Annotated in this window: 24 protein-coding genes; 7 read left to right on the top strand and 17 right to left on the bottom strand. The window is 66.0% G+C overall.

The window, feature by feature from the left end; all coding sequences use genetic code 11:
• Nucleotides 1–51: 51 nt before the first annotated feature.
• Both O0K41_RS10660 and glmU read right to left on the bottom strand, forming a co-directional pair.
• Nucleotides 52–585, bottom strand: coding sequence for a GNAT family N-acetyltransferase (locus O0K41_RS10660; RefSeq protein ID WP_099605173.1), 534 nt, complete (start codon nt 583–585; stop codon nt 52–54).
• The gene (glmU, locus tag O0K41_RS10665) at nt 554–1,921 is read right to left on the bottom strand and encodes a bifunctional UDP-N-acetylglucosamine diphosphorylase/glucosamine-1-phosphate N-acetyltransferase GlmU (protein ID WP_308304504.1); all 1,368 of its coding nucleotides are present in this window, start codon (nt 1,919–1,921) and stop codon (nt 554–556) included. Before glmU ends, O0K41_RS10660 begins: the two co-directional genes overlap by 32 nt.
• Before the next feature lie 84 nt (nt 1,922–2,005).
• Here glmU and O0K41_RS10670 point away from each other — a divergent pair, with 84 nt between their 5' ends.
• Nucleotides 2,006–2,389 (top strand): GtrA family protein, encoded by a 384-nt coding sequence (locus tag O0K41_RS10670; protein ID WP_099605175.1) that lies wholly within the window; start codon nt 2,006–2,008, stop codon nt 2,387–2,389.
• Nucleotides 2,390–2,633: 244 nt separating this feature from the next.
• Here O0K41_RS10670 and O0K41_RS10675 read toward each other — a convergent pair whose 3' ends face one another.
• The 9 genes from O0K41_RS10675 to O0K41_RS10715 all read right to left on the bottom strand — a co-directional run bounded on the left by O0K41_RS10675 (nt 2,634) and on the right by O0K41_RS10715 (nt 9,850).
• Nucleotides 2,634–3,056, bottom strand: a complete 423-nt coding sequence (locus O0K41_RS10675) for a F0F1 ATP synthase subunit epsilon (protein ID WP_005411127.1) — start codon at nt 3,054–3,056, stop codon at nt 2,634–2,636.
• Nucleotides 3,057–3,169: 113 nt separating this feature from the next.
• The gene (gene atpD, locus O0K41_RS10680) at nt 3,170–4,576 is read right to left on the bottom strand and encodes a F0F1 ATP synthase subunit beta (protein WP_005411128.1); all 1,407 of its coding nucleotides are present in this window, start codon (nt 4,574–4,576) and stop codon (nt 3,170–3,172) included.
• Nucleotides 4,577–4,613: 37 nt separating this feature from the next.
• Nucleotides 4,614–5,477 (bottom strand): F0F1 ATP synthase subunit gamma, encoded by an 864-nt coding sequence (atpG, locus tag O0K41_RS10685; RefSeq protein WP_005411129.1) that lies wholly within the window; start codon nt 5,475–5,477, stop codon nt 4,614–4,616.
• A 97-nt stretch (nt 5,478–5,574) separates the two neighbouring features.
• Nucleotides 5,575–7,122: a F0F1 ATP synthase subunit alpha gene (atpA, locus tag O0K41_RS10690; RefSeq protein WP_005411130.1), complete on the bottom strand. Its 1,548-nt coding sequence runs from the start codon at nt 7,120–7,122 to the stop codon at nt 5,575–5,577.
• Between the two features lie 44 nt (nt 7,123–7,166).
• The gene (locus O0K41_RS10695; protein ID WP_005411131.1) at nt 7,167–7,694 is read right to left on the bottom strand and encodes a F0F1 ATP synthase subunit delta; all 528 of its coding nucleotides are present in this window, start codon (nt 7,692–7,694) and stop codon (nt 7,167–7,169) included.
• A 2-nt stretch (nt 7,695–7,696) separates the two neighbouring features.
• On the bottom strand, nt 7,697–8,167 hold the full coding sequence (locus tag O0K41_RS10700; RefSeq protein ID WP_005419512.1) for a F0F1 ATP synthase subunit B: 471 nt from the start codon (nt 8,165–8,167) through the stop codon (nt 7,697–7,699).
• A 106-nt stretch (nt 8,168–8,273) separates the two neighbouring features.
• Entirely contained in the window at nt 8,274–8,579 is a 306-nt protein-coding gene (gene atpE, locus O0K41_RS10705; RefSeq protein WP_005411133.1) for a F0F1 ATP synthase subunit C, read from the bottom strand.
• Between the two features lie 73 nt (nt 8,580–8,652).
• Nucleotides 8,653–9,453 carry a F0F1 ATP synthase subunit A gene (gene atpB, locus O0K41_RS10710; RefSeq protein WP_005411134.1) on the bottom strand — a complete coding sequence of 267 codons (801 nt, stop codon included), beginning with the start codon at nt 9,451–9,453 and terminating at the stop codon, nt 8,653–8,655.
• Nucleotides 9,454–9,484: 31 nt separating this feature from the next.
• A complete protein-coding gene (locus tag O0K41_RS10715; RefSeq protein WP_006394654.1) occupies nt 9,485–9,850 on the bottom strand; it encodes a hypothetical protein in 366 nt (121 codons plus the stop codon).
• Nucleotides 9,851–10,307: 457 nt separating this feature from the next.
• Here O0K41_RS10715 and O0K41_RS10720 point away from each other — a divergent pair, with 457 nt between their 5' ends.
• A complete protein-coding gene (locus tag O0K41_RS10720) occupies nt 10,308–11,126 on the top strand; it encodes a hypothetical protein (protein WP_032967007.1) in 819 nt (272 codons plus the stop codon).
• Nucleotides 11,127–11,501: 375 nt separating this feature from the next.
• Here O0K41_RS10720 and lpdA read toward each other — a convergent pair whose 3' ends face one another.
• The 3 genes from lpdA to O0K41_RS10735 all read right to left on the bottom strand — a co-directional run bounded on the left by lpdA (nt 11,502) and on the right by O0K41_RS10735 (nt 15,820).
• The gene (gene lpdA, locus O0K41_RS10725; RefSeq protein ID WP_099606027.1) at nt 11,502–13,310 is read right to left on the bottom strand and encodes a dihydrolipoyl dehydrogenase; all 1,809 of its coding nucleotides are present in this window, start codon (nt 13,308–13,310) and stop codon (nt 11,502–11,504) included.
• Between the two features lie 108 nt (nt 13,311–13,418).
• Complete coding sequence (gene aceF, locus O0K41_RS10730; RefSeq protein WP_164223112.1) at nt 13,419–15,137, bottom strand: dihydrolipoyllysine-residue acetyltransferase; 1,719 nt, start codon at nt 15,135–15,137, stop codon at nt 13,419–13,421.
• A gap of 167 nt (nt 15,138–15,304) precedes the next feature.
• The gene (locus O0K41_RS10735; protein ID WP_005411139.1) at nt 15,305–15,820 is read right to left on the bottom strand and encodes a DNA-deoxyinosine glycosylase; all 516 of its coding nucleotides are present in this window, start codon (nt 15,818–15,820) and stop codon (nt 15,305–15,307) included.
• Nucleotides 15,821–16,006: 186 nt separating this feature from the next.
• Here O0K41_RS10735 and O0K41_RS10740 point away from each other — a divergent pair, with 186 nt between their 5' ends.
• The 3 genes from O0K41_RS10740 (at nt 16,007) to glpK (ending at nt 19,942) form a co-directional block, all read left to right on the top strand.
• Nucleotides 16,007–16,642: an OmpW family outer membrane protein gene (locus O0K41_RS10740; RefSeq protein WP_005411140.1), complete on the top strand. Its 636-nt coding sequence runs from the start codon at nt 16,007–16,009 to the stop codon at nt 16,640–16,642.
• 188 nt (nt 16,643–16,830) lie between these two features.
• A complete protein-coding gene (gene glpD, locus O0K41_RS10745; RefSeq protein WP_049450398.1) occupies nt 16,831–18,336 on the top strand; it encodes a glycerol-3-phosphate dehydrogenase in 1,506 nt (501 codons plus the stop codon).
• Nucleotides 18,337–18,442: 106 nt separating this feature from the next.
• Nucleotides 18,443–19,942, top strand: a complete 1,500-nt coding sequence (gene glpK, locus O0K41_RS10750) for a glycerol kinase GlpK (protein ID WP_005414549.1) — start codon at nt 18,443–18,445, stop codon at nt 19,940–19,942.
• A 106-nt stretch (nt 19,943–20,048) separates the two neighbouring features.
• Here the strand turns inward: glpK and O0K41_RS10755 are convergent, their stop codons facing one another.
• Entirely contained in the window at nt 20,049–20,843 is a 795-nt protein-coding gene (locus O0K41_RS10755) for a MetQ/NlpA family ABC transporter substrate-binding protein (RefSeq protein WP_012481327.1), read from the bottom strand.
• 26 nt (nt 20,844–20,869) lie between these two features.
• Entirely contained in the window at nt 20,870–21,841 is a 972-nt protein-coding gene (locus tag O0K41_RS10760) for a YafY family protein (protein ID WP_005411144.1), read from the bottom strand.
• 81 nt (nt 21,842–21,922) lie between these two features.
• Between O0K41_RS10760 and O0K41_RS10765 the strand changes: the two genes are divergently transcribed.
• Nucleotides 21,923–22,525: a hypothetical protein gene (locus O0K41_RS10765; RefSeq protein WP_049450396.1), complete on the top strand. Its 603-nt coding sequence runs from the start codon at nt 21,923–21,925 to the stop codon at nt 22,523–22,525.
• Nucleotides 22,526–22,631: 106 nt separating this feature from the next.
• The gene (locus O0K41_RS10770; protein WP_005411146.1) at nt 22,632–23,408 is read left to right on the top strand and encodes a DUF481 domain-containing protein; all 777 of its coding nucleotides are present in this window, start codon (nt 22,632–22,634) and stop codon (nt 23,406–23,408) included.
• 71 nt (nt 23,409–23,479) lie between these two features.
• Here the strand turns inward: O0K41_RS10770 and hemC are convergent, their stop codons facing one another.
• Nucleotides 23,480–24,391, bottom strand: coding sequence for a hydroxymethylbilane synthase (gene hemC, locus O0K41_RS10775; RefSeq protein WP_038646370.1), 912 nt, complete (start codon nt 24,389–24,391; stop codon nt 23,480–23,482).
• Nucleotides 24,392–24,562: the final 171 nt, after the last annotated feature.

The following is a 24,562-nucleotide window of genomic DNA, read 5'->3' on the forward strand; positions in this document are numbered from 1 at the left end:
CCGATCGGGTAGATCCACGCGATGCGTGGATTTGCCGACCGAGGTCGGCACCTACCAGGCCTGCCGCATCGCCACGCGTAGATGCATCGGAAACCCCAGCGCGGCCTCTTCGGCCATCACCGCCTGCAGCCCTGTACCCCACTCCGCCTCCGGGGCGGCGACGAACCCTTCACTGGCATAGAAGGCCGCATTCCACGGCACGTCGGACAACGTGGTCAGCACGGCCGAGCGATAGCCTTTCGCCCGGGCCTGTACCAATGCATGGCGCAACAACGTGCGTCCATGACCTTGCCGCGCGTGTGCAGGATCCACATCCATCTGCAGCACGTGGAACTCACCTGCCAGTTCGCCGGCAAGCAGATAGCCGGCGATGCCACCGTCTGCCGCATCCACCACCCACAGCTGCCCGCGTTCAAGGCCATCCTGTAGTGTCGGCAGGTCCAGGCCATGCCCGGCGAACACCGGATAGGCCTCATGGCCCCTCAACACCTCGCCGGCGCGCTGCTCGATGCCGGGCAGCACACCGAGTTCATCGGCGCGGGGAATGCGGGGCTCAGGACTTCTTGAGCGGGCGCTTCCAGCCATCGATGGTTTCCTGTCGGGCACGCGCCAGTGTCAGTTTGCCGTCCGGCGCGTTGCGGGTGATGACCGAACCGGCGGCAATGGTCGCGCCGTCGCCAATGGTCACCGGTGCCACCAGCGAGCTGTTGGAGCCGATGAACGCGTTGTCGCCGATGGTGGTGGTCGACTTGTTCACGCCATCGTAGTTGCAGGTGATGGTGCCAGCGCCGATGTTCACCTTGCTGCCGATCACCGCATCGCCCAGGTAGGTGAGGTGATTGGCCTTGCTGCCCACACCCAGCGTGACCTTCTTGGTCTCGACGAAGTTGCCGACGTGCACGCCATCGGCCAGCACGGTGCCCGGTCGCAGGCGCGCGAACGGGCCGATCTGCGCGGCGCCCTCGGTAACCACGCCCTCCAGATCGCAGTGCGCACGCACTTCGGTGCCCGGCCCAAGGTTGACGTCCTTCAAATGGTTGAACGGACCGACGGTGACGCCGTCGCCGAGCACCACCTTGCCCTCGAGCACGACATCGACGTCGATCAGCACGTCGCTGCCCACGGTGACAGTGCCGCGGATGTCGAGCCGGGCGGGATCGCGCACGCGCGCCCCCTGTGCGCACAAGGCCCGCACCGCACGACGCTGCCAGGCACGCTCCAGCTGCGAGAGCTGCCAGGGGTCGTTTGCTCCTTCGGCCTCCTGCGCGTCGGCCACCAGCGCCATTTCGGCCGGCGTGTATTCATGGGCGGCAAACGCAAAGACATCGGTGAGGTAGTACTCGCCCTGTGCATTGCTGTTGGAAAGCTGCGACAGCCACCGGCGCAGCGCAGTCGATTCGGCGGCGATGATGCCGGTATTGATCGTACGCACGCGCAGCTGGTCATCGGTGGCGTCCTTCTGCTCGATGATCGCGCCAACCTTGCCCTCGGCATCGCGCAGCACGCGGCCATATCCGGTCGGGTCATCGACATCGGCCACCAGTACCGCCAGCCGGCCCGGCTGTGCGAGCAGGTCGCGCAGGGTCTGCGCACGGATCAGCGGCACGTCGCCGTACAGGACCAGCACCTGCGCCAGGTCGGGAACCTGGGGCATCGCCTGCGCTACCGCGTGGCCGGTGCCGAGCTGCTGTGCCTGCTCGGCCCATTGCAGGTCGGGCTGGCCGGCGAAGTACTGGCGCACCGCCTCGCCGCCATGGCCATGGACCACGTGGATCGCCGCCGGCTGGAGCTCACGGGCCGCGTCGATCACGTGCGCCAGCATCGGCTGGCCCGCGATCGGCTGCAGCACCTTCGGCAGCACCGACTTCATGCGCTTGCCTGCGCCGGCAGCGAGGATGATGACGTGCAGGGGTTGGGTCATGGGAACGGCGGTCCGTGGTTCGTTGCCGGTGATTCTAGAGCGTGCGCCGTTAACATGGGCATCCCTCCTCTCCTCGCCATGCCGATGAGCCTCGTCCGCCAGGGAAGCGCCTACCTCGTCATCGGGCTCGTGCAGCTGCTGCTCGACTGGCTCGTGTTCGTGGTCACCACCGCACTGGGCATGCCCGTGGCGCCGGCCAACATCGCCGGGCGCCTGGCCGGCATGCTGCTGGGCTTCTGGCTCAACGGCCGCTACACCTTTGCCGAGGCCGGCACCCGCAAGCTGGGATGGAAGCGATTTGCACGCTTTTTCAGTCTATGGCTGCTGCTCACCGTGGCGAGCACATTGCTGGTGAGCCTGGTGGACCATGCGCTGGGCCTGCAGTACACCTGGCTTGCCAAACCGCTGGTGGAAGGCGGCCTGGCGTGTGTGTCGTTCCTGCTGATGCGGTCCGTGGTGTATCGCTGAGACGGCACCAGGATCGGGATCGGGATCGGGGATCGGGACTGGGGATCGGGGATCGGGGATCGGGACTGGTAGAGTCGACTGTTAGTCGACTAACGCGCGCAGCGCGGGATTTTCGCGGCCTTAACGTAGAGCAGTCGACTAACAGTCGACTCTACCCAGTCGAATCTACCCGGTCGGCTCTACCCAGCCACCCGAACAAAAACGCCGGCGCAGGGCCGGCGTTTCGTGGATGCAGCGCGGAACCTCAGTGCTTGAGGGTCTTGCGCAGGCGTTCCAGGGCCTGCAGCTGGACGACGGCTTCGGCCAGCTTCTGCTGGGCTTCGGCCACTTCCATGGCTTCACCGCGGTTGGCCAGGATGCGCTCGGCTTCTTCCTTGGCCTTGCGGACCGAGGCTTCGTCGATGTCCTGCGCGCGGATCGCGGTGTCGGCCAGCACGGTCACCACCTGCGGCTGCACTTCCAGGATGCCGCCGGAAATGGCGAAATCCAGCTGCTCGCCATTCGGCGTGGTCACCACCACCTTGCCCGGCTTCAGGCGGGTGATCAGCGGCGCGTGCTTGGGCGCGATGCCCAGTTCGCCCAGCTCACCGGTGGCCACGACCAGGGTCGCTTCGCCACGGAAGATTTCCTGCTCGGCGCTGACGATGTCGCAACGGATCGTGCTCATGCAAATCTCTTCGCTGTTCGCGGCGGCGCAATGCCACCGTGGGAGTCCACCGGCGCGGGCGGTTGCCGGGCGCCGGCGTCAGGTCGGGCAGGATCGCTCCCGCCCGCCCCGGATCAGGCCTTCTCGGCCATCTTCTTGGCCTTCTCGACCGCTTCTTCGATGCCGCCGACCATGTAGAACGCCTGCTCCGGCAGGTGGTCGTACTCGCCATCGACGATGGCCTTGAAGCCACGGATGGTGTCCTTCAGCGGCACGTACTTGCCCGGCGAACCGGTGAACACTTCCGCCACGTGGAACGGCTGGCTGAAGAATCGCTCGATCTTACGGGCGCGCGACACGGCCTGCTTGTCCTCTTCGGACAGTTCGTCCATGCCCAGGATCGCGATGATGTCCTTCAGTTCCTTGTACTTCTGCAGGGTCTGCTGGACGCGCTGGGCGGTGTCGTAGTGCTCGTGGCCGATGACCAGCGGGTCCATCTGGCGGCTGGTGGAGTCCAGCGGATCGACGGCCGGGTAGATACCCAGCGAGGCGATCGAACGCGACAGGGTAACGGTCGAGTCCAGGTGAGCGAAGGTGGTTGCCGGCGACGGGTCGGTCAGGTCGTCCGCGGGAACGTAGACGGCCTGGATCGAGGTGATCGAACCGTTCTTGGTCGAGGTGATGCGCTCCTGCAGGACGCCCATTTCCTCGGCCAGGGTCGGCTGGTAACCCACGGCGGACGGCATGCGGCCCAGCAGTGCCGACACTTCGGTACCGGCCAGGGTGTAGCGGTAGATGTTGTCGACGAACAGCAGGACGTCCTTGCCCTTGCCGTTTTCGTCCTTCTCGTCGCGGAAGTACTCGGCCATGGTCAGGCCGGTCAGGGCGACGCGCAGACGGTTGCCCGGCGGCTCGTTCATCTGGCCGTACACCATCGCCACCTTGTCGAGGACGTTGGAGTCCTTCATTTCGTGGTAGAAGTCGTTGCCCTCACGGGTACGCTCACCCACGCCTGCGAACACGGACAGACCGCTGTGCGCCTTGGCGATGTTGTTGATCAGCTCCATCATGTTGACGGTCTTGCCGACGCCGGCGCCGCCGAACAGGCCGACCTTGCCGCCCTTGGCGAACGGGCACATCAGGTCGATGACCTTGATGCCGGTTTCCAGCAGTTCGGTGGCCGGGGACTGGTCTTCGTACGACGGGGCCGCACGGTGGATTTCCCAGCTGTCGCTGGCGGCCACCGGGCCGGCTTCGTCGATCGGACGGCCGAGCACGTCCATGATGCGGCCCAGGGTGCCGGCGCCGACCGGCACCGAGATGCCACGGCCGGTGTTGACGGCAACCAGGTTGCGCTTCAGGCCGTCGGTGGAACCGAGGGCGATGGTACGCACCACGCCGTCGCCCAGCTGCTGCTGGACTTCGAGGGTGATCTCGGTGTTTTCCACCTTCAGTGCGTCGTACACCTTCGGCACCGATTCACGCGGGAATTCGACGTCGACGACCGCGCCGATGATCTGAACGATCTTGCCCTGACTCATTGCTGCATCCTCTAATGTGTGCTTTGAACGAACGCGGTCAGACTGCTGCCGCGCCGCCGACGATTTCGGAGATTTCCTGGGTGATCGCTGCCTGGCGCGCCTTGTTGTAGACGAGCTGCAGGGTGCCGATCAGCTTGTTGGCGTTGTCGCTCGCCGCCTTCATCGCAACCATGCGTGCCGCATGCTCGGAGGCGACGTTTTCCAGCAGTGCCTGGTACACCAGCGACTCGATGTAACGCGTCATCACGTGCTCGAGCACGGTCGCGGCATCGGGTTCGTACAGGTAGTCCCAGTCGTGGTGAGCGACCTGCTTCTCAGCCGGCGGCAGCGGCAGCAGCTGATCGAAGCTGGCCTTCTGCACCATGGTGTTCACGAAGCGGTTGTAGACCAGGTACACGCGGTCGATCTTGCCTTCGGTGAAGGCGTCGAGCATGACCTTGATCACACCGATCAGCGATTCCAGCTTCGGCACGTCGCCGATGTGGGTCACGCTGCCGACCATGTTGACCTTCACGCGGCGGAAGAAGGTCGAAGCCTTCTGGCCGATGGTCACCAGGTCCACTTCCGCACCCTTGTCCTGCCATGCCTTGGCTTCGCCCAGCATCTTGCGGAACAGGTTGTTGTTCAGGCCGCCGGCCAGGCCGCGATCGGAGGAGATCACGATGAAGCCGACCCGCTTGACCTGCTCGCGCTCGACCAGGAACGGATGCTGGTAGTCGGTGCTGGCCTGGGCCAGGTGACCGATCACCTGCTTCATCGCCTGCGCGTACGGACGCGAGGTCTTCATCCGATCCTGCGCCTTGCGGATCTTGGAGGCCGAGACCATTTCCAGGGCGCGCGTCACCTTGCGGGTGTTCTGCACGCTCTTGATCTTGGTTTTGATTTCGCGTCCGCTTGCCATCTCTTGTTTCCCGTGGCGCGGGGCTGCTGCCCCGCGTTGTTCAACCGTTTGTCATCTGGTCCAGCGGAGCCAGCGGCTCCGCTCTACAGGACCGCGATTACCAGCTGCCGGTGGTCTTGAACTCGGCGATGCCCTTCTTGAAGGCACCTTCGATGTCGTTGTCCCAACCGCCGGTGGCGTTGACCTTGCTGACCAGCTCGCCCTGGGTGTTGGCGAAGTGGGCGTGCAGGCCTTCTTCGAACGCCAGCAGCTTGTTGACCGGCACGTCGTCGAGGTAACCCTCGTTGACGGCGTAGATCGACAGTGCCTGGTTGGCGATCGACATCGGCGCGTACTGCTTCTGCTTCATCAGCTCGGTGACGCGCTGGCCACGCTCCAGCTGCTTGCGGGTCGCTTCGTCCAGGTCCGAGGCGAACTGCGCGAACGCAGCCAGTTCGCGGTACTGGGCCAGCGAGATACGGATGCCGCCCGACAGCTTCTTGATGATCTTGGTCTGGGCCGAGCCACCGACGCGCGACACCGAGATACCGGCGTTCACGGCCGGGCGGATGCCGGCGTTGAACAGATCGGTTTCCAGGAAGATCTGGCCGTCGGTGATCGAGATCACGTTGGTCGGAACGAAGGCGGACACGTCGCCGGCCTGGGTTTCGATGATCGGCAGCGCGGTCAGCGAACCGGTCTTGCCGGTGACCTTGCCTTCGGTGAACTTCTCGACGTACTCCTCGGACACGCGGGCAGCGCGCTCGAGCAGACGGGAGTGCAGGTAGAACACGTCACCCGGGTAGGCTTCACGGCCCGGCGGGCGCTTCAGCAGCAGCGAGATCTGGCGGTAGGCGACAGCCTGCTTGGACAGATCGTCGTACACGATCAGCGCGTCTTCGCCGCGGTCCATGAAGTACTCACCCATGGTGCAGCCCGAGTAGGCGCTGATGTACTGCATGGCAGCCGATTCGGAAGCGGTCGCGGCCACCACGATGGTGTGGGCCAGCGCGCCGTTCTCTTCCAGCTTGCGCACGATGTTGGCGATGGTCGAAGCCTTCTGGCCGATCGCAACGTACACGCACTTGATGCCGGTGCCCTTCTGGTTGATCACGGCATCGATCGCCATCGCGGTCTTGCCGGTCTGGCGGTCACCGATGATCAGCTCGCGCTGGCCACGGCCGATCGGGATCATCGAGTCGACCGACTTGTAGCCGGTCTGCACCGGCTGGTCGACCGACTTGCGCCAGATCACGCCCGGCGCAACACGCTCCACCGGAGCGGTCAGGTCGGTGCCCAGCGGGCCCTTGCCGTCGATCGGCTCGCCCAGCGCGTTCACGACGCGGCCCAGCAGTTCCGGACCGACCGGCACTTCCAGGATGCGGCCGGTGGTCTTGGCGACGTCGCCTTCGCGCAGGTGCTCGTAGTCACCCAGCACCACGGCGCCGACCGAGTCGCGCTCCAGGTTCAGGGCCAGTGCGAAGGTGTTGTTCGGCAGTTCGATCATTTCGCCCTGCATCACGTCGGCCAGACCGAAGATGCGCACGATGCCGTCGGACACGCTGGTCACGGTGCCTTCGTTGCGCGATTCCGCGGCCAGCTTGACCTTCTCGATGCGGTTCTTGATCAGTTCGCTGATTTCGGAGGGGTTGAGCGTGGTTGCCATCGTCAAGTCCTAGTGCCGGCAGCGGGGCCGGACGTTAAATGAATTCAGTTAGCGAGCGCGGTCTGCAGACGGGCCAGCTTGCCCTTCAGCGAACCATCGATGACCACGTCGCCGGCGTCGATCACGGCGCCGCCGATCAGCGAGGCATCGACCGCGGTGGTCACGTCGACCTCGCGGTTGAAGCGCTTGCGCAGCGCGACCTTGATCGCGTCCAGCTCACCGGCCGACAGTTCGGCGGCCGAGGTGACGGTGGCCTTGACCACGTGCTCGGCTTCGGCGCGCAGGGCGTCGAACATGCCGGAAATCTCCGGCAGCAGCGGCAGACGATGCGATTCGGCCAGGATGGCCAGGAAGCGCGAGTAGGTCTCGCCGTGGGACACCGGCGCCAGCAGGGCGACGGCGTCGTCACGACCCAGCTCCGGGTTGGCGAGCAGGGCCGCCACGCGCGGGTCGGCGGCGACGTGGGCGGAGAACGCCAGGGCGTCCGACCACGGCGCGAACGCGCCTTCGTCGCGCGCGGTCGCGAACGCGGCGCGGGCGTACGGGCGGGCAAGCGTGAGGGCCTGGCTCATCCTTAGATCTCCGAGGCCAGCTCGTCGAGCAGCGCCTTGTGGGCGTTGGCGTCGATTTCGCGCTTGAGCAGCTTTTCGGCACCGGTCACGGCCAGCGCGGACACCTGCTTGCGCAGATCTTCACGGGCACGGTTGGCGGCGGCGTCGATTTCAGCCTGGGCCAGTTCCTTCTGACGGGTGGCTTCGGTGATCGCTTCGTTACGGGCAGCATCAACGATCTGGTTGGCACGCGCGTGGGCCTGATCGATGATCTCGTTGGCCTTGGTGCGTGCTTCCTTCAGCGCTTCGTTGACCTTCTCCTGCGCCTGGGCCAGATCTTTCTGGCTGCGGTCGGCAGCAGCGAGGCCTTCAGCAATCTTCTGCTGGCGCTCTTCGATCGCGTTCATCAGCGGCGGCCAGATCTTGGTCGCGATGATCCAGATCAGACCAGCGAAGGCCAGCGCCTGCGCAAGAAGGGTGAAATTGATATTCATGGTTAGCTCGATCGCTGGTTTCGGGGTGGACGCGCCGCCGTAGCGGCACATCCGGCCTTCATCCGAAACCGGGTGCATCAGCACCCGGTCGTCTCAAACCGCTGTATCAGCCGGCCAGAGCCTTGGTGACGGCGCCAGCGAAGGCAGCCGACAGCGGGTTGGCGAAGGCCAGCAGCAGGCCAACGGCGACCGAGATGATGAACGCGGCGTCGATCAGGCCGGCGGTGATGAACATGCGGACCTGCAGGACCGGGATCAGTTCCGGCTGGCGGGCGGCCGACTCCAGGAACTTACCAGCCATGATGGCCAGACCCAGACCGGCGCCCAGCGCGGCCAGGCCGATCATGATGCCGACGGCAAGGGCGGTGGAGCTCTGAATCTGCGCGAAGTTGGTCAGGACGGCGAAGTACATGGTTATCTCCAGGAACTTAAGTTGCTAAGGGTGATGAAACGGATGAAGGTTGAAACGCGTTGAAGCTTGAAACTCAGTGAGCGTCTTCCGACAGGCTCAGGTACACGATCGACAGCATCATGAAGATGAAGGCCTGCAGCGGGATCACCAGCAGGTGGAACAGCATCCAGCCGAGGCCGAACACACCACCGGCAATGGCACCGAAGAAACCGGCACCACCCAGCACCCAGATCAGCAGGAACACGATTTCGCCGCCGAACATGTTGCCGAACAGTCGCATCGCCAGCGAGATCGGCTTGCTCAGCCACTCGACGATGTTGAGGATCAGGTTGAACGGCATCATCCACTTGCCGAACGGGGCCGTCAGGAATTCCTTGATGAAGCCGCCCAGGCCCTTGGACTTGAGCGCGAAGAACAGCATCAGGAAGAACACGCTGATGGCCATGCCCAGGGTGGCATTGACGTCAGCGGTCGGCACCGGCTTCCAGTAGTGCACGCCCGCCCATTCCAGCGGCTTGGCGATGAAATCGGCCGGGATCATCTTCAGCAGATTCATCAGCAGAATCCAGAAGAAGATGGTGATGGCGATCGGCGTGACCAGCTTGCTCTTGCCGTGGTAGGTGTCCTTGGCCTGGCGGTCGACGAACTCCAGGCAGATTTCAACGAAGGCCTGCCACTTGCCCGGCACGCCGGCGGTGGCCTTGCGGGTGCCCAGCCAGAACGCGACAACGATCACCAGGCCCATCAGGACCGCGGTGAGGAAGGTATCGACGTGGATATGCCAGAACATACCCTCACCCTTGCCGACCGGCGCGGTCAGGTTGTGCAGGTGATGCTGGATGTAGCTGGTAGGGGTTAGAGCCTCGCCCGCCATGTGTCCGGAACCTTCAGTTAATTGAATTCTGTCAACGCCTGGCCATCGCCAGGACCTGGAACATCAAGCCGACGGCGATACCGGCCAACAGCGCCAATGCAGGCAGCTTGAAGACCAGGAACCCCACCAGCAGGACGCCGAAAACCACGACCCACTTGGCCACGATCGCAATGATCAGGCGAGCCATCGCCGATCCTGCGGCCAGTGCCCCACCGCCCAGTGCCATCCGTGCCGCCACCCAGCCACCGGCCGAAATGGCCACACCGGACGCCAGCGCGCCGAGGGCGTATTTCGGACCTACCAGCAGGAAGGCCAGGGCCAGGACAGCCACTGCGGCCAGCGGGTAGACCGCGGCGCGCAGCATCAGTCGCCGACCCGCATCAACGGAGTTCAGCACAGGACGTCCCGCGTGGTTGCAAGTGGAGGGCTGAGGCGGCTACAGCAGGGGGGCCTCATCGAGCCGCCAAATTATAGCAATGGGACAATTTGCGAGACAACCGCTCCCTGTTCATCCCTGGAAGCCGCAAGTTGCGGTAACGGTTACATTTTTGCGTGCCACCAGGGGGACAATGACGTCCGCACCATGTTGCGACGCACTATTGAACTTTGGTCGCAGGCTGCGGAACTTTCGTCAGACATGCCGGTCCGATCATTTGACCTGCCTGCAGCATCCTCGTCGGCTCCGCCCCGCAGGTCCCGCGATGGCCCCGAAGCCCGGCTCCGGGGCCATCTTTTTGCATCGTCGCGACAGCACTGAACCGTACACATGCCATGGACCATACGTTCACGCATGGTGGACGGGCCTGTCCGGCACAGTGGCTTTCATTCTGATGAACCACTGCAAGGACTCTTCGATGCGCCCCGTACCCACCCTGCTCGCCCTCTCCCTGCTCGCTGCCGGCGCCTCGTTCGCCAATGCGGCCCACGCCGCCGAAGGCGATGACCGCTTTGCCATCCGTCTGGGTGCGATGAACATCGATTCGGACAACACCCTCCGCGGCAGCACCACCGTGGCCGGCCAGGACATCTCCCTGAACCAGGACTTCAAGCTGGGTGGCAAGGAATGGGAGCCGCGCATCGACGGCATGTTCCGCATCAGCAACCGTCAGCGCCTCCTGTTCAACTACTTCAAGTACGACAAGGACCGCCGCGAGACCCTCGACCAGGGCATTTCCTTCGGCGGTGAGAACGTGCCGGCCGGCAGCTTCGTGAAGGGTGAGCTGAAGTACCAGGTGGCCAGCCTGGTCTATGACTACTCGGTGGTTGATACCGACACCTTCGACCTCGGCCTGCAGATCGGTGGCGAATACGCCAAGGTCAGCACCAAGGGCTACGCCGACCTGGGCACGGTGTACGAAGGCCAGTTCCTCGACGAGAAGGCCGATGGCGTGGCACCTGTGGTGGGCGCCCGCATGACCTTCACGCCGTCCGAGCGCTGGATGATCACGCTGCAGGGCCAGTACCTCAACACGCGCTGGGGCAGCTTCGATGACTACAAGGGCGACCTGAGCCGCGCCAATGCCATCGTCGATTACCGCTTCACCAAGAACTTCGGTGTGTTCGCCGGCTACGACTGGTTCAAGCTGGACGTGGACAAGAAGGGCAGCGACGGTACTGTCGGCCTGAAGCAGGAATTCAAGGGCCCGGTGGCCGGTATCAGCTTCGTGTTCTGATCCCCCGCCCCTTCCACGGCACCCTCTCTCCTGGCGCGGCCTCCGGAACATCGGGGCCGCGTTTTTTGTGGGTTCCTGTCAGAAGAGCAGAAGCGGGTTGGTCGAGCGCTTGAGGGAGCGTGTCAGGCGTCCAGACGGCCTGGCCGGTGGCTCTCGACTGTCCGCAAGCCGAGCCACTGCGCGGGTGGCGGGCGTTTCGACAAAGTAAAGGAGGAGGCGACCGCCACAGGCGGGCGACGGGGGACATTTGTCGAAATGCCTGCCACCCGCGCAGTGGCCCGGACCCTCGCGATGACAACAGCCGAAGACATTCCTGCAGCCAACAAAAAACCCCGGCAGAAACCGGGGCTTTTCGTTCGGAACGGCGCGGGCGCCTTACTTCTTCTTCGGCATGTACAGATCGGTGATCGTGCCGTCGTAGATTTCCGACGCCATCGCCACCGACTCGCTCAGCGTCGGATGGGCATGGATGGTGTGGCCGATGTCTTCGGCTTCCGCACCCATCTCGATGGCCAGGCCGATCTCGGCCAGCAGGTCACCGGCGTGCACGCCGACGATCGCACCGCCGATGATGCGGTGGGTTTCTTCGTCGAAGATCAGCTTGGTGAAGCCCTCGGTGCGGCCGATGCCGATCGCGCGGCCACTGGCGGCCCACGGGAACTTGGCCACGCCGACCTTCAGGCCCTTGGCCTTGGCTTCGGTCTCGGTCACGCCAACCCAGGCGATTTCCGGGTTGGTATAGGCCACCGACGGAATCACGCGGGCGACCCACTCCTTCTTGTGGCCGGCTGCCACTTCAGCGGCCAGCTTGCCCTCGTGCGTGGCCTTGTGGGCCAGCATCGGGTTGCCGACGATGTCGCCGATGGCAAAGATGTGCGGCACGTTGGTGCGCATCTGGCGGTCCACCGGGATGAAGCCACGGTCGGTGACCTGCACGCCGGCCTTTTCGGCATCGATCTTCCTGCCGTTCGGCGAGCGGCCCACGGCCACCAGCACACGGTCGAAGGTGCCCTGCGCCAGCGCAGGCGCCTGGCCTTCCTCGGCAGCTTCGAAGGTGACGGTGATGCCCTTGGCATCGGCGGTGACGCCCGAGGCCTTGGTCTTCAGGTGCACTTCGATGCCCTGCTTCTTCAAGCGGTCGGCCAGCGGCTTGACCAGGTCCTTGTCGGCGCCCGGCATCAGCTGGTCCATGAACTCGACCACGGTGACCTTGCTGCCCAGCGCACCGTACACGGTGGCCATTTCCAGGCCGATGATGCCGCCGCCGACGACCAGCAGCGAAGCCGGCACTTCAGCCAGCTCCAGCGCGTCGGTGGAATCCATCACGCGCTTGTCGTCCCACGGGAAGTTCGGCAGCTTCACCGCCTGCGAACCGGCGGCGATGATGCACTTCTGGAAGCGCAGCAGCTGGGTGCTGCCGTCAGCAGCGGTGATTTCCAGCTCGTTGGCCGAAACGAATTTGCCGACGCCCTGCACGCTGCGGACCTTGCGCTGCTTGGCCATGCCAGCCAGGCCCTTGGTCAGCTGGTTGACGACCTTTTCCTTGTACTGGCGCAGCTTGTCCAGGGTGATGGTCGGCTTGCCGAACTCGACGCCGAAATCACCGGCATGGGCCACTTCGTCGATGACTGCTGCAGCATGCAGCAGTGCCTTGGACGGAATGCAGCCCACGTTGAGACAGACGCCGCCGAGGCTGGCGTAGCGCTCGACCAGCACCGTATCCAGGCCGACGTCAGCGGCGCGGAAGGCGGCGGTGTAGCCGCCCGGGCCCGAGCCCAGCACGACCATTTCGCATTCGATGTCGGCCGGCTTGCCACTGGACAGCGCCGGCTTCGGTGCAGCCGGTTCAGCCGGGGCGCGGTGCGACGGGGTCACCGGCGGCTTGCTGGCCGGAGCGGCCGCAGCCGGGGCCGGCGCAGCGGCCTTGGCCGGCGCTTCAGCGGCGCCTTCGGACTCCAGCAGCACGACCACGGCGCCTTCGGACAGGGTGTCGCCCAGCTTGACCTTGATTTCCTTGACCACGCCGGCAGCCGAGGACGGCACTTCCAGAGTGGCCTTGTCCGATTCCAGGGTCACCAGACCCTGGTCCTTCTTCACCGTGTCGCCGACGGCGACCAACACTTCGATCACCGGCACATCGCTGTAATCGCCGATGTCGGGAACCTTGACTTCAATCGTGGCCATGGTGGGTTTTCCTCATGCCCGCCCGGCATGGCCGGTGGGCTGTCACTGCATCTGTTCACGCGGCCGCGCCAGGGGCTGCGGCCGCACGGTGGGGGCGAAGCGGGTGCCTTACAGCAGCACGCGGCGCATGTCGGCCAGTACCTGGGACAGGTACGTGGTGAAGCGTGCGGCCAGGGCGCCGTCAATGACGCGGTGGTCGTAGCTCAGCGACAGCGGCAGCATCAGCTTCGGTGCGAATTCCTTGCCGTTCCAGACCGGCTGGATGGACGACTTGGAGATGCCGAGGATGGCCACTTCCGGTGCATTGACGATCGGGGTGAACGCGGTGCCGCCGATGCCGCCCAGCGAGCTGATCGAGAAGCAGCCGCCGCTCATGTCGGCCGGGCCGAGCTTGCCGTCGCGAGCCTTCTTGGCCAGTTCGCCGGTTTCCTGCGCGATCTGCACCACGCCCTTTTTGTCCACGTCGCGGATCACCGGCACGACCAGGCCGTTCGGCGTGTCGGCGGCGAAGCCGATGTGGAAGTACTTCTTCAGGGTCAGGTTTTCACCGCTGGCATCGAGCGAGGCGTTGAACTCCGGGAACTTCTTCAGCGCTGCGGCGCTGGCCTTGATCAGGAAGGCGAGCATGGTCAGCTTGATGCCGGCCTTCTCGTTCTCCTTGTTCAGCGCCACGCGCAGGCCTTCCAGGTCGGTGATGTCGGCCTGCTCGAACTGGGTGACGTGCGGGATCATCGCCCAGTTGCGGGCCAGGTTCGCACCCGAGATCTTCTTGATGCGCGACAGCGGCTGCACTTCGGTCTCGCCGAACTTGCTGAAGTCGACCTTCGGCCACGGCAGCAGGTTCAGGCCACCACCGGCAGCGACAGCAGCACCGCCGGCAGCCGGCACGCCACCACTGAGCGCGGCCTTGACGAACTTCTGCACGTCACCCTTGGTGATGCGGCCACCCTTCTCGGTGCCGTTGATCTGCAGCAGGTCCACGCCCAGTTCGCGGGCGAACACACGCACCGCCGGGGTGGCATACGGCACCTTGGCCGGCAGCACGCCATCGGCGTTGAACTGCACCGGCGGGCTGGACGGGGTACCGGCCGAGGCGATCTCGCGGGCCGCCAGCTTGTCCGGCTGCACCGGCACAGCGACCGGCTCGACCTTGGTGGCGGTCTCGGCGGCAGCCGGAGCGGCCGCAGCGGCCGCCTTGGTCGGCGCCGGCGCGGCAGCGCCCTCGGCCTCGATGATGGCGACCACATTGCCCTGCGACAGAGTGTCGCCGACCTTGACCTTGATCTCCTTGACCACGCCGGCCACCGACGACGGCACTTCCATGGTGGCCTTGTCGCTTTCCAGCGTGACCAGGCCCTGGTCCTTCTTGACCGTGTCGCCGACGGCGACCAGCACTTCGATGACCGGAATGCCGGCGTAGTCGCCGATATCCGGCACCAGCGCTTCAACCGCACCACCGCTGGCAGCCGGGGCGGCCGGCGCAGCTGCGGCCGGGGCCGGTGCGCTCTGGGTGGCGGCAGCCGGGGCAGCGGCCTTGGCCGGTGCCGGCGCGGCAGCCGCCGGCTTGGCGGCTTCGGCTTCGCCTGCGGCCACTTCGATCAGGGCCACGACCTTGCCTTCGGACAGGCTGTCGCCGACCTTGACCTTCAGTTCCTTGACCACACCAGCCACCGAGGACGGCACTTCCATGGTCGCCTTGTCGCTTTCCAGCGTCACCAGGCCCTGGTCCTTCTTGACCGTGTCGCCGACGGCGACAAGCACCTCGATTACCGGGATATCGCTGTAGTCACCGATATCGGGGACAAGTGCTTCCTTGATTTCGGCCATGGGGATAACTCCGGCAATCTGGTGTAGGGAAACGTCTATTGTGCGGCCAGCGGGGTCCAGCGCCAACCGTTACAGGTGTTTTCAGTACGCACGCAGCCGGGACAGGCTGTTGCCCATGGGTCGCGGCCGCGACCAGTCGGTAGCGTATTGTCCGGACGATGTCCGCTTCATGTCGCCCGCGCGTCGGCCACCGGCTGCCAGGCCTGGCGCAGGCGCGGCAACGACCACGCCGCATTGGCAGGGCTGGTCGACGGCAATGCGACCAGCTTCGGCGGGGTTTCCAGCCGTGGCAGCACCCAGCGCTGGAATGCCTGCAGCGAGGCACCACCATTGCAGCCGATCAGCTTCAGCTCAGGCAGCGTGGCGATCAGTTCCGGCAGCGCATTGGCCACTTCCGTGCCACGCACGATGTCGGCATCCAGGCTGCCGCGCCGCTCGCAGCGGCCGATCACATCCCACAGGCCGATGCCCGCGGCGTTCAACGCCTGCAGCCGTTGCACATAGGGCAGAGCCGCGTCGAAACCGCAGATATCGGCCATCAGCGGCCAGAAGCGGTTGCGCGGATGCGCGTAGTAACGCTGCTCCTGGAGGGATGCCACGCCTGGCATCGAACCCAGCAGCAGCACCCTGCAATCCACGTTCACCTGCGCTTGCAGGCCGACGCACAGCGTTGCCGCGCTCACATCTTCTCCAACTGAATGAATGCCACTGACGACCAGAAACCCCATGGATACAGGCTTTTCGCGCTGATCGCTGAACAAGGAAAACTATTTTTTAACGCGCGTCGGATTCGATTCATGTTGAGGCGACTACGGTGTGCTCGCCCCGCAACCGGGGGCCCAAAACAAGAAACATTAGGAGATACCCCCATGCGCTCCATCCGTATCCTGAGTCTCGCCCTGCTGACCTCCGCCGCCTTCGCGCCGGCCGCTTTCGCCCAGGACAGCAGCTCCACCGATACCGCTTCGGGCAAGCATTTTGCCGTGGTTGGCGGCGTCGCGCTGCTGCAGCCGAAGAATGATCCGATCGACGGCATCAAGAAGGTCGATGGTGGCCCGGCGCCGACCGTCAGCTTCAGCTACTACATCAACGACAACTGGGCCGTTGAACTGTGGGGCGCCGCCGACAAGTTCGACCACAAGGTGAAGGGCCCGAACAATGCCCGCCTGGGCAACGTCGAGCAGCAGCCGGTCGCGCTGAGCGGCCAGTACCACTTCGGCCAGGCTGACAACGTGTTCCGTCCGTTCGTGGGCGTGGGCTACTACCAGTCCAGCTTCAGCAATGAAACGCTGGCCGACGGCAGCAGCTCCGACATCCGCCTCAAGGACGCCAAGGGCGTGATCGGCACCGTCGGCGTGGACATGAACATCAACTCCACCTGGTTCGCCCGTGCCGATGCCCGCTACATGCGTTCGCGTCCGGACGTGAAGGTCGGCGGCGAGAAGATCGGCGAAGCCAAGATGGATCCGTGGACCGTCGGCTTCGGCATCGGTGCCCGCTTCTGATCCAGGCAGCACCGGCTTCACTGATGTAACGCGACGGGCCCTGCGGGGCCCGTCGTCGTTTCCGTCACCCGCGTTCTGTAGAGTCGACTGTCAGTCGACTGCTCTTTCAAAAGTCGAGCATGCCTCGACTCTACAAAAGGCAGTCAACTGTCAGTCGACTCTACGCACACACAGGACACGGAGACGCGATGGACGACGTCGACCTGCTGGTGATCGGTGGCGGCATCAACGGCGCCGGCATCGCCCGCGATGCGGCCGGCCGCGGCCTGCGGGTGCTGTTGTGCGAGCAGGATGACCTGGCCGCACACACCTCCAGCGCCAGCAGCAAACTGATCCACGGCGGCCTGCGCTACCTTGAACAGGGCGAGTTCGGACTGGTGCGCAAGGCACTGGGTGAACGCGAAGTGGTGCGGCGCCAGGCCCCCCATCTGGTCCGTCCGTTGCGCTTCGTGCTGCCATGGGAACCCCACCTGCGACCGCGCTGGATGCTGCGCGCGGGCCTGTGGCTGTATGACCATCTGGGCCGGCGCAGCCCGAGTTTTCCCGCCTCGCGCGCACTGGACCTGCAACGCGACCCGCTTGGCCCCTGGCTCTCCCCGGCGCTGCGGCAGGCCTTCAGCTACGCCGATGCGCAGGTCGATGACGCGCGGCTGGTACTGCTCAATGCGCTGGATGCCGCCCGGCGTGGCGCACGGGTACATGTGCGCAGCCGCTGCATTGAACTGCGCCCTGTGCTGGGCCGTTGGCAGGCCACGCTGGAAGCCACCGACGGCCGGCAGCAAACGGTGATCGCCCAGGCCGTTGCCAATGCAGCCGGCCCTTGGGCAGGAGGCCTGCTGGAACGTATGCAGGCGCGCGATGGCGGCCCCGCCCTGCGCCTGGTACAGGGCAGCCACATCGTGCTGCGCCGGCCCTGGCCCGACGACAGCGCCTGCCTGCTTCAGCAGCCCGATGGCCGCGTGGTGTTCCTGCTGCCGTTCGCCCACGACCACCTGCTGGTCGGCACCACCGACACCGACTACCGTGGCGACCCGGCCCGGTGCAGCGTGCTGCCTTCGGAGGTGGCTTACCTGTGCGAGGCCGCCAACCACTACCTGCGCGAGCCGATCACCCCGCAGGACGTGGTCTGGCAGTTCGCAGGGGTACGCCCGCTACTTGCCGATCCAGATCCGCGTGCAGCGAAGCTGAGCCGTGACTACCGCCTGCAGTTGCAGTCCGACCCGGCGCCCGCGCTGCATGTGCTGGGCGGCAAGCTGACCACGTACCGCGTGCTGGCCGAAGAAGCGCTGGACCTGCTGCGCCCCGCCCTGCCGCAGATGGGACCGGCATGGACGGCAACGGGCCACCCACTGCCGGGCAGCGACTGGGGCGACGCCACGCAGGCGTGCTCGCGCCTGCAGGCACTGGCACCGTGGCTGCCCGCAGAGATTGCGCGCCGCTGGGCCGGCGCCTACGGCAGCCGCAGCGCGGAGCTGCTGCACGGCCTGAGGGGTGTGAACGATCTCGGCGAGGACTTTGGCGGCGGCCTGCATGCGCGGGAAGTGGCTTTCCTGCGCGACCACGAATGGGCGCGTAGCGCCGAGGACGTGCTGTGGCGGCGGAGCAAGCTGGGGCTGCGGCTGGATGCGGCGCAGGTGGCGCGGCTGCAGGCGTGGATGGGGGGTCGGATCCCTTTCCCAGGGAAAGGGCTCTGACCCCCCGTGTTGCCACGTGTGCCAACCAAGGTTGGCAGCTACCAGGGTGGCCGCGCGCGACGCGATCGATGCATTAGGATTTCCCCATCGCCACCGGAGACGCTGCATGACGCCCCGCTACGTGCTGGCCATCGACCAGGGCACCACCAGTTCGCGCGCGATCCTGTTCGACCGTGCTGGCGACATCGTCGGCAGTGCGCAGCGCGAGTTCGCGCAGATCTTCCCGCAGCCCGGCTGGGTCGAGCATGACCCGCGCGAGATCCTCACCAGTGTCTATGCCACGCTGACCGAACTGCTCAGCCGCGAACAGATCGACCCGCGTCATATCGCCGCGCTGGGCATCACCAACCAGCGCGAGACCACCGTGGTCTGGGACCGCGCCACCGGCCAGCCGATCCACAACGCCATCGTCTGGCAGTCGCGGCAGAGCCATGCCATCTGCGAGCGACTGAAGTGCGACGGGCATGAGGCACTGGTCCGCGAACGCACCGGCCTGCTGATCGACGCCTATTTTTCCGCCACCAAGGTGCGCTGGATCCTCGACCACGTGGAAGGTGCGCAGCAACGCGCCGAGCGTGGCGAGCTGCTGTTCGGCACCATTGACAGCTGGCTGGTATGGAACCTCAGTGGCGGCCAGGCGCATGTGACCGACTACAGCAACGCCGCACGCACGCTGTTGTTCAACATCCACACGCTGGACTGGGATGACGACCTGCTGGCGCTGCTGGACATACCCCGCGCGATGCTGCCGCAGGTGCGCGATTCCAGCACGGTGTATGCGCACACCCGGCCGCAGTTCTTCTTCGACCACCCGATCCCGATCGCCGGCATCGCCGGAGACCAGCAGGCGGCGCTGTTCGGCCAGGCCTGCTTCCAGCCGGGCATGGTCAAGAACACCTATGGCACCGGCTGCTTCATGCTGATGCACACCGGCACGCAGGCGGTGCGCTCGCGCAACGGCCTGCTGACCACCATTGCCTGGGGCCTGGACGGGCGCGTGGAATATGCACTCGAAGGCTCGATCTTCATCGCCGGCTCGGTGGTGCAGTGGCTGCGTGACGGCCTGCGCATGATCGAGCGTGCCAGCGACAGCCAGGCACTGGCCGCGCAGGTGCCGGACAGCGGCGGCGCGTATCTGGTGCCAGCATTCGTCGGCCTGGGCGCGCCCTACTGGCGCAGCGATGTGCGCGGCGCGATGTTCGGCCTGACCCGTGGCACCCGCAAGGCACACTTCGTGCGTGCCGCGCTGGAGGCGATGGCCTACCAGACCCGCGACGTGCTTGATGCGATGCAGTCCGATGCGGGCATCGCGCTGACCGAACTGCGCGCCGACGGCGGTGCGATCGGCAACGATTTCCTGGCCGGCTTCCAGGCCGACATCCTTGGGGTGCCTCTGCTGCGGCCGCGGCTGACCGAGACCACCGCGCTGGGCGCGGCCTACCTGGCCGGTCTGGCCGTCGGGTTCTGGTCCAGCCGCGAGCAGATCGCCGCGCAATGGGGCCTGGACCGGCGCTTCGAGCCACAGATGGAAGTGGCGCGGCGCGAGAAACTCTATGCAGGCTGGCAGCAGGCCGTGGCGGCCACCCTCGCCTTCCACGTCGACTGAAGGTCGTGCCGGCCGCTGGCCGGCAACCCCATGATCCTTGGCGGCGTTTGCAGATTGCCGGCCAGTGGCCGGCACGACCGCATGGCCAGAACGTCCGTAGCGCCGGTCAGAACGCCGGCAGCACCGCGCCCTTGTACCTGGTCTCGATGAAAGCCTTCACCTGCGGGCTGGTCAGGGCCTTGGCCAGCTTCTGCACGCGGGCGTCGTCCTTGTTGTCCGGCCGCGCGACCAGGAAGTTCACGTACGGCGAGTCCTTGCTCTCGATCGCCAGTGCATCCTTGGTCGGGTTGAGGCCCGCATCCAGCGCGTAGTTGGTGTTGATCAGGGCCAGGTCGACCTGGTCCAGCACGCGCGGCAGCATCGCCGAGTCCAGCTCGCGGAACTTCAGGTTCTTCGGGTTGGCGGTGATGTCACGCAGGGTCGACAGCGCGTTGGCCGGATCCTTCAGCTCGATCACGCCGGCCTTGTGCAGCAGGATCAGCGCGCGGCTGTTGTTGCTCGGGTCGTTCGGGATCACCACGTCGGCACCGTCGCGCAGCTCGGCCAGCGACTTGACCTTGCGCGAATAGGCACCGAACGGCTCGATATGCACGCCGATCACCTTCACCAGATCGGTCTTGCGATCGCGGTTGTAGGCATCCAGGTACGGCTCGGTCTGGAAGTAGTTGGCGTCCACCTGCTTCTGCACCAGCTGGTCGTTGGGCTGCACGTAGTCGTTGAACACGCGCACGTCCAGGTCCACGCCTTCCTGCTTGAGGATCGGCTTGACCACCTCAAGGATCTCGGCATGCGGCACGGCCGTGGCGGCCACCACCAGCTTCTGCGAGGGCTCGCCGGACTTGCCGCAGGCGGTCAGGGCCAGCGCAGCGGCGAGCAGGGGCAGCAACAGGGTCTTCTTCATGGGCGGAGGAGTTCTCGGGGGGAGTGTCAGGATTTTTCGTAGTTGCTCAGGGCCAGCTCAAGCAGCGCCTTGGCCTGCTCGCGCAGCATCACCGGCTCGACGATTTCGGCATCCGAGCCGTAGTGCAGCACGTCCATCAGCAGTTCGCGTGAGACGCTGTACGGCACCTTCAGTTCATAGCGGCCATCGGCAAGGAAGCGGCCCTGCTGCTTGGAGTGCCAATGCTCGTCGGCCACCCAGCGCGCGGCCTTGGCACTGAACAGGATGGTCGCCCAGCCCTTCGGCGCACCGGAGAAGATGCCGTAGCTGGCACCCAGCTGCTCGTCCAGCTCGCTGTCGGCGACGTCACGCGCAGTACTGTCGACCACGCGCGCCTTGTGGATGCGGTCCACGGCGAAGCTGCGCAGGGCTTCGCGGTCATGGTCCCAGGCATCCAGGTACCAGTTGTCGCGGTAATGGGTCAGGCGCTGCGGCGAGACGGTGCGCTTGGTCGGCTCGTCGGTGGAACGGGCACGGTACTCGAACGCCAGCTGGCGGCGCTCCAGCACCGCCGAGGCCACGCTGCGGAAGCTGCCTTCATCGAACTTGCGGCCGCGGTGCGGGATTACCCGCACACGGTCCACCGGCCAGTTGGAGACACCGGCCTGGGCAGCCAGCAGGCTCTCGATACGCTGCTGCAGCGGCGCCAGCACCGAGGACAGCACGCCGCCGCCGGTACGCGCCAGCAGGTGCTGCGAGGCCAGCAGGGCGTGCAGCTCCTCCGAGCTGAGCCACAGGCCAGGCAGTTCGAAGCGGTCGCTCTCGTCGGCCTGGTAGCGGAAGCCGGCCTCGCCGTCGCCCTCGATCGGTGCCATCAGCGCATCGCGCAGGAAGGCCAGGTCGCGGTAGACGGTGGCACGGGAACAACCGAGCTTGTCCTGCAGGGTCGCCACCGTCACCGGATAGCGCGCGGACTTGAGCAGACGATGCAGGGCGGTGATGCGTTCGTATCGGTCCATACCCCCGATTATGTCCGAGTCGCGGGTCTTGTGTGGGACGTTTGGGCTATCGTGGTCGCCCCCACCCCCATGGAATGCCCGATGCGCCGGTTGCCCGCCCTGTCCCTGCTGGTCTGCCTGCTGCTGGCTGCCTGCGATCGCGCACCGGCGCCGGCCAGGACCGAAGCCCCCGTGCCCGCGGCAGATCCGGCCCAGGCCGTACTGGGCGCCAGCCAACGCTTTGCTGCCCTGGGCAGTTTCCATGCCGAGCTGGAGGTGCTGGGCGCGCCGCAGCCGGTGCGCAGTGCCATGGACTTCGTCGCTCCCGACCGCTTCCGGGTGCAGACCCCGGGCGGGCCGCAGACGATCATTGGCGACACCATGTTCCTGCAGGCCGACGGTGCGATCCGCCAGGTTCCCACCCCGCCGGGCCTGCTGGAGCAGTGGCGCAATCCCTTGCCGGCCGACGCCCTGCCTGCCGAGCTGCAGGCCGAAGACCTGGGCAGCCAATCGCTGGATGGAGTTGAGACCCGTCACTACCGCCTGCGCGGCGCGCAGGCCGGCGAACGCCTGGAGTACTGGGTGGACGCCCAGGGCCTGCCACGGCAGATCGTGCGCAGCGGCAGCAGCAATGGCCGCAGTTTCCAGCTGCGCCTGCGCTATTCGCGCTTCAACGACCCGGCATTGCGTATCGATCTGCCCTGAATAGGCGTCCGCGGCAACGTCTGCTGAAGCGCGCCTTGGATCGATTCTGACCGCCATCACGCTTCCAGTATCATCACCGGCTGTCAACCGCTTCGGAGAAGCCCCGATGTCCCTGCGCGTGTCCCTGCTGATCCCCCTGCTGCTGTGCGCGCCGCTCGCGTATGCACAGGATGCCTCCGAACTGGCGGCGATGTCTTCGCCGTGGAGCGGCAGCGGCGGCGAGCTCGGCTTCGCCTCGGCACGCGGCAACAGCAGCACCGAGAGCTTCAACGGCCGCCTGCGCCTGCGCTACACCGACGGCGACTGGGTGCACAGCATGGACCTGGCCGGCCTGCGTTCCAGCTCCAAGGTGACCGAGACCCGCGACGACGGCACCACTACCCGCCGCAACAACACCACCGCCAACCGCTACACCGGCAGTGCCGGCAGCGCGCTGCAGCTGGGCGAGCACCGCCAGCTGACGGCCACGGTGCGTACAGAGCGCGACGACTTCGCCACCTACGACCGCCAGAGCTCGTTCGGTCTGGGTTACGGCACCCGCCTGTGGAACACCGAGCGCTTCTCGTTCGACGCGCAGATCGGCCCCGGTGTGCGCCGCACCCACAGCACCGAGGACGACCGCACCCGCACCGGCATGATCGGCCGCGGCCTGTTCGACATGAAGTACTCGCTGACCGACAACACCGACCTGGTCAACACCCTGCTGGTCGAATCCGGTTCGTACAACACCTTCGGCCAGAACGACTTCGGCGTGTCGGTGAGCATGAACGAGCACCTGGCGCTGAAGGCCGGCTGGCAGGCGCGTTACAACAGTGACGTGGCCGAGGACAAGCGCAAGACCGATACGCTGACGACGATGAACGTGGTCTACAAGTTCAAGTAAGAAACGGGCGCCAAGGGCGCCCGTTCTTCTTCCGGTGGTGCCGGCCGCTGGCCGGCACGACCTGCGATGGCTCAGACGTTCAGCAGTTCGCCGGCACCGGCATCCAGCAGCATCTTCGCCACCTGCTGGCCCAGCGCTTCCGGATCACTGCCTGGGCCCACGGCTTCGGCGCGCACCGCACGGCCGTCGCTGGCGCTGCCAACCAGCCCCTGCAGGTGCAGGTCATCGCCCTGCCACTGCGCGATGGCCGCCACCGGCACGTGGCAGCTGCCATGCAACGCACGGTTCATCGCCCGCTCGGCTTCCACGCAGGCACGCGTGGCCGCGTCATCAAGCGGGGCGAACAACGCCATCAGACGCGCATTGCCACTATCGCACTCCACCGCCACCGCGCCCTGCGCCGGGGCTGGCAGCCACTGCGGCGGTTGCAGGCGCGCGACGATGCGCTCGCCCAGACCCAGACGCTCCAGGCCGGCCACGGCCAGCACGATGGCGTCGTAGCCACCGTTGTCGAGTTTGGCCAGCCGGGTGTTGACGTTACCGCGCAGGTCGAGCAGTTCCAGGTCCGGTCGCAGCGCGCGCAGCTGCGCCTGGCGACGCAGCGACGAGGTCCCGACCCGCGCACCGATCGGCAGCGCGTCCAGCGAGGCGTACAGGTTGGAGACGAAGCCATCGGCGGGATCGTGACGGGTCAGCATTGCCGGCAACGCGAACGGCGCATCCAGTTCCATCGGCACATCCTTCAGCGAGTGCACCGCGCAGTCGGCCTCACCGCGCAGCATGGCCAGCTCCAGCTCCTTCAGGAACAGGCCCTTGCCACCGATGGCGGCCAGCGAACGGTCGAGCACTTCGTCGCCGCGGGTGCTCATCGGCACCAGTTCCACATGCAAGCCGGGATGGGCCTGGCGCAGGCGGTCGGCGACGTGTTCGCTCTGCCAGAGGGCGAGCGGGCTCTTGCGGGTGGCGATGCGGACGGTTTCCATCCGGTCATTATCGCGCCTTCGGCGCGGATACGGCCAACGGCGGAGCCCCTCGTGGCTGGTGGAGGGGTCATGAAAGCAACAGCCGCGCGTGGCCGGGCGGGGTGGGCCACGCAGGGGACGCTGCAAGTACGTCCATGTAAGCTCGGTCGCCGCATCCATGCGGCTCACGCC

This window comes from Stenotrophomonas sp. Sm2128 (genome assembly GCF_030985535.1).
GTDB classification, from domain to species: Bacteria; Pseudomonadota; Gammaproteobacteria; order Xanthomonadales; family Xanthomonadaceae; genus Stenotrophomonas; species Stenotrophomonas maltophilia.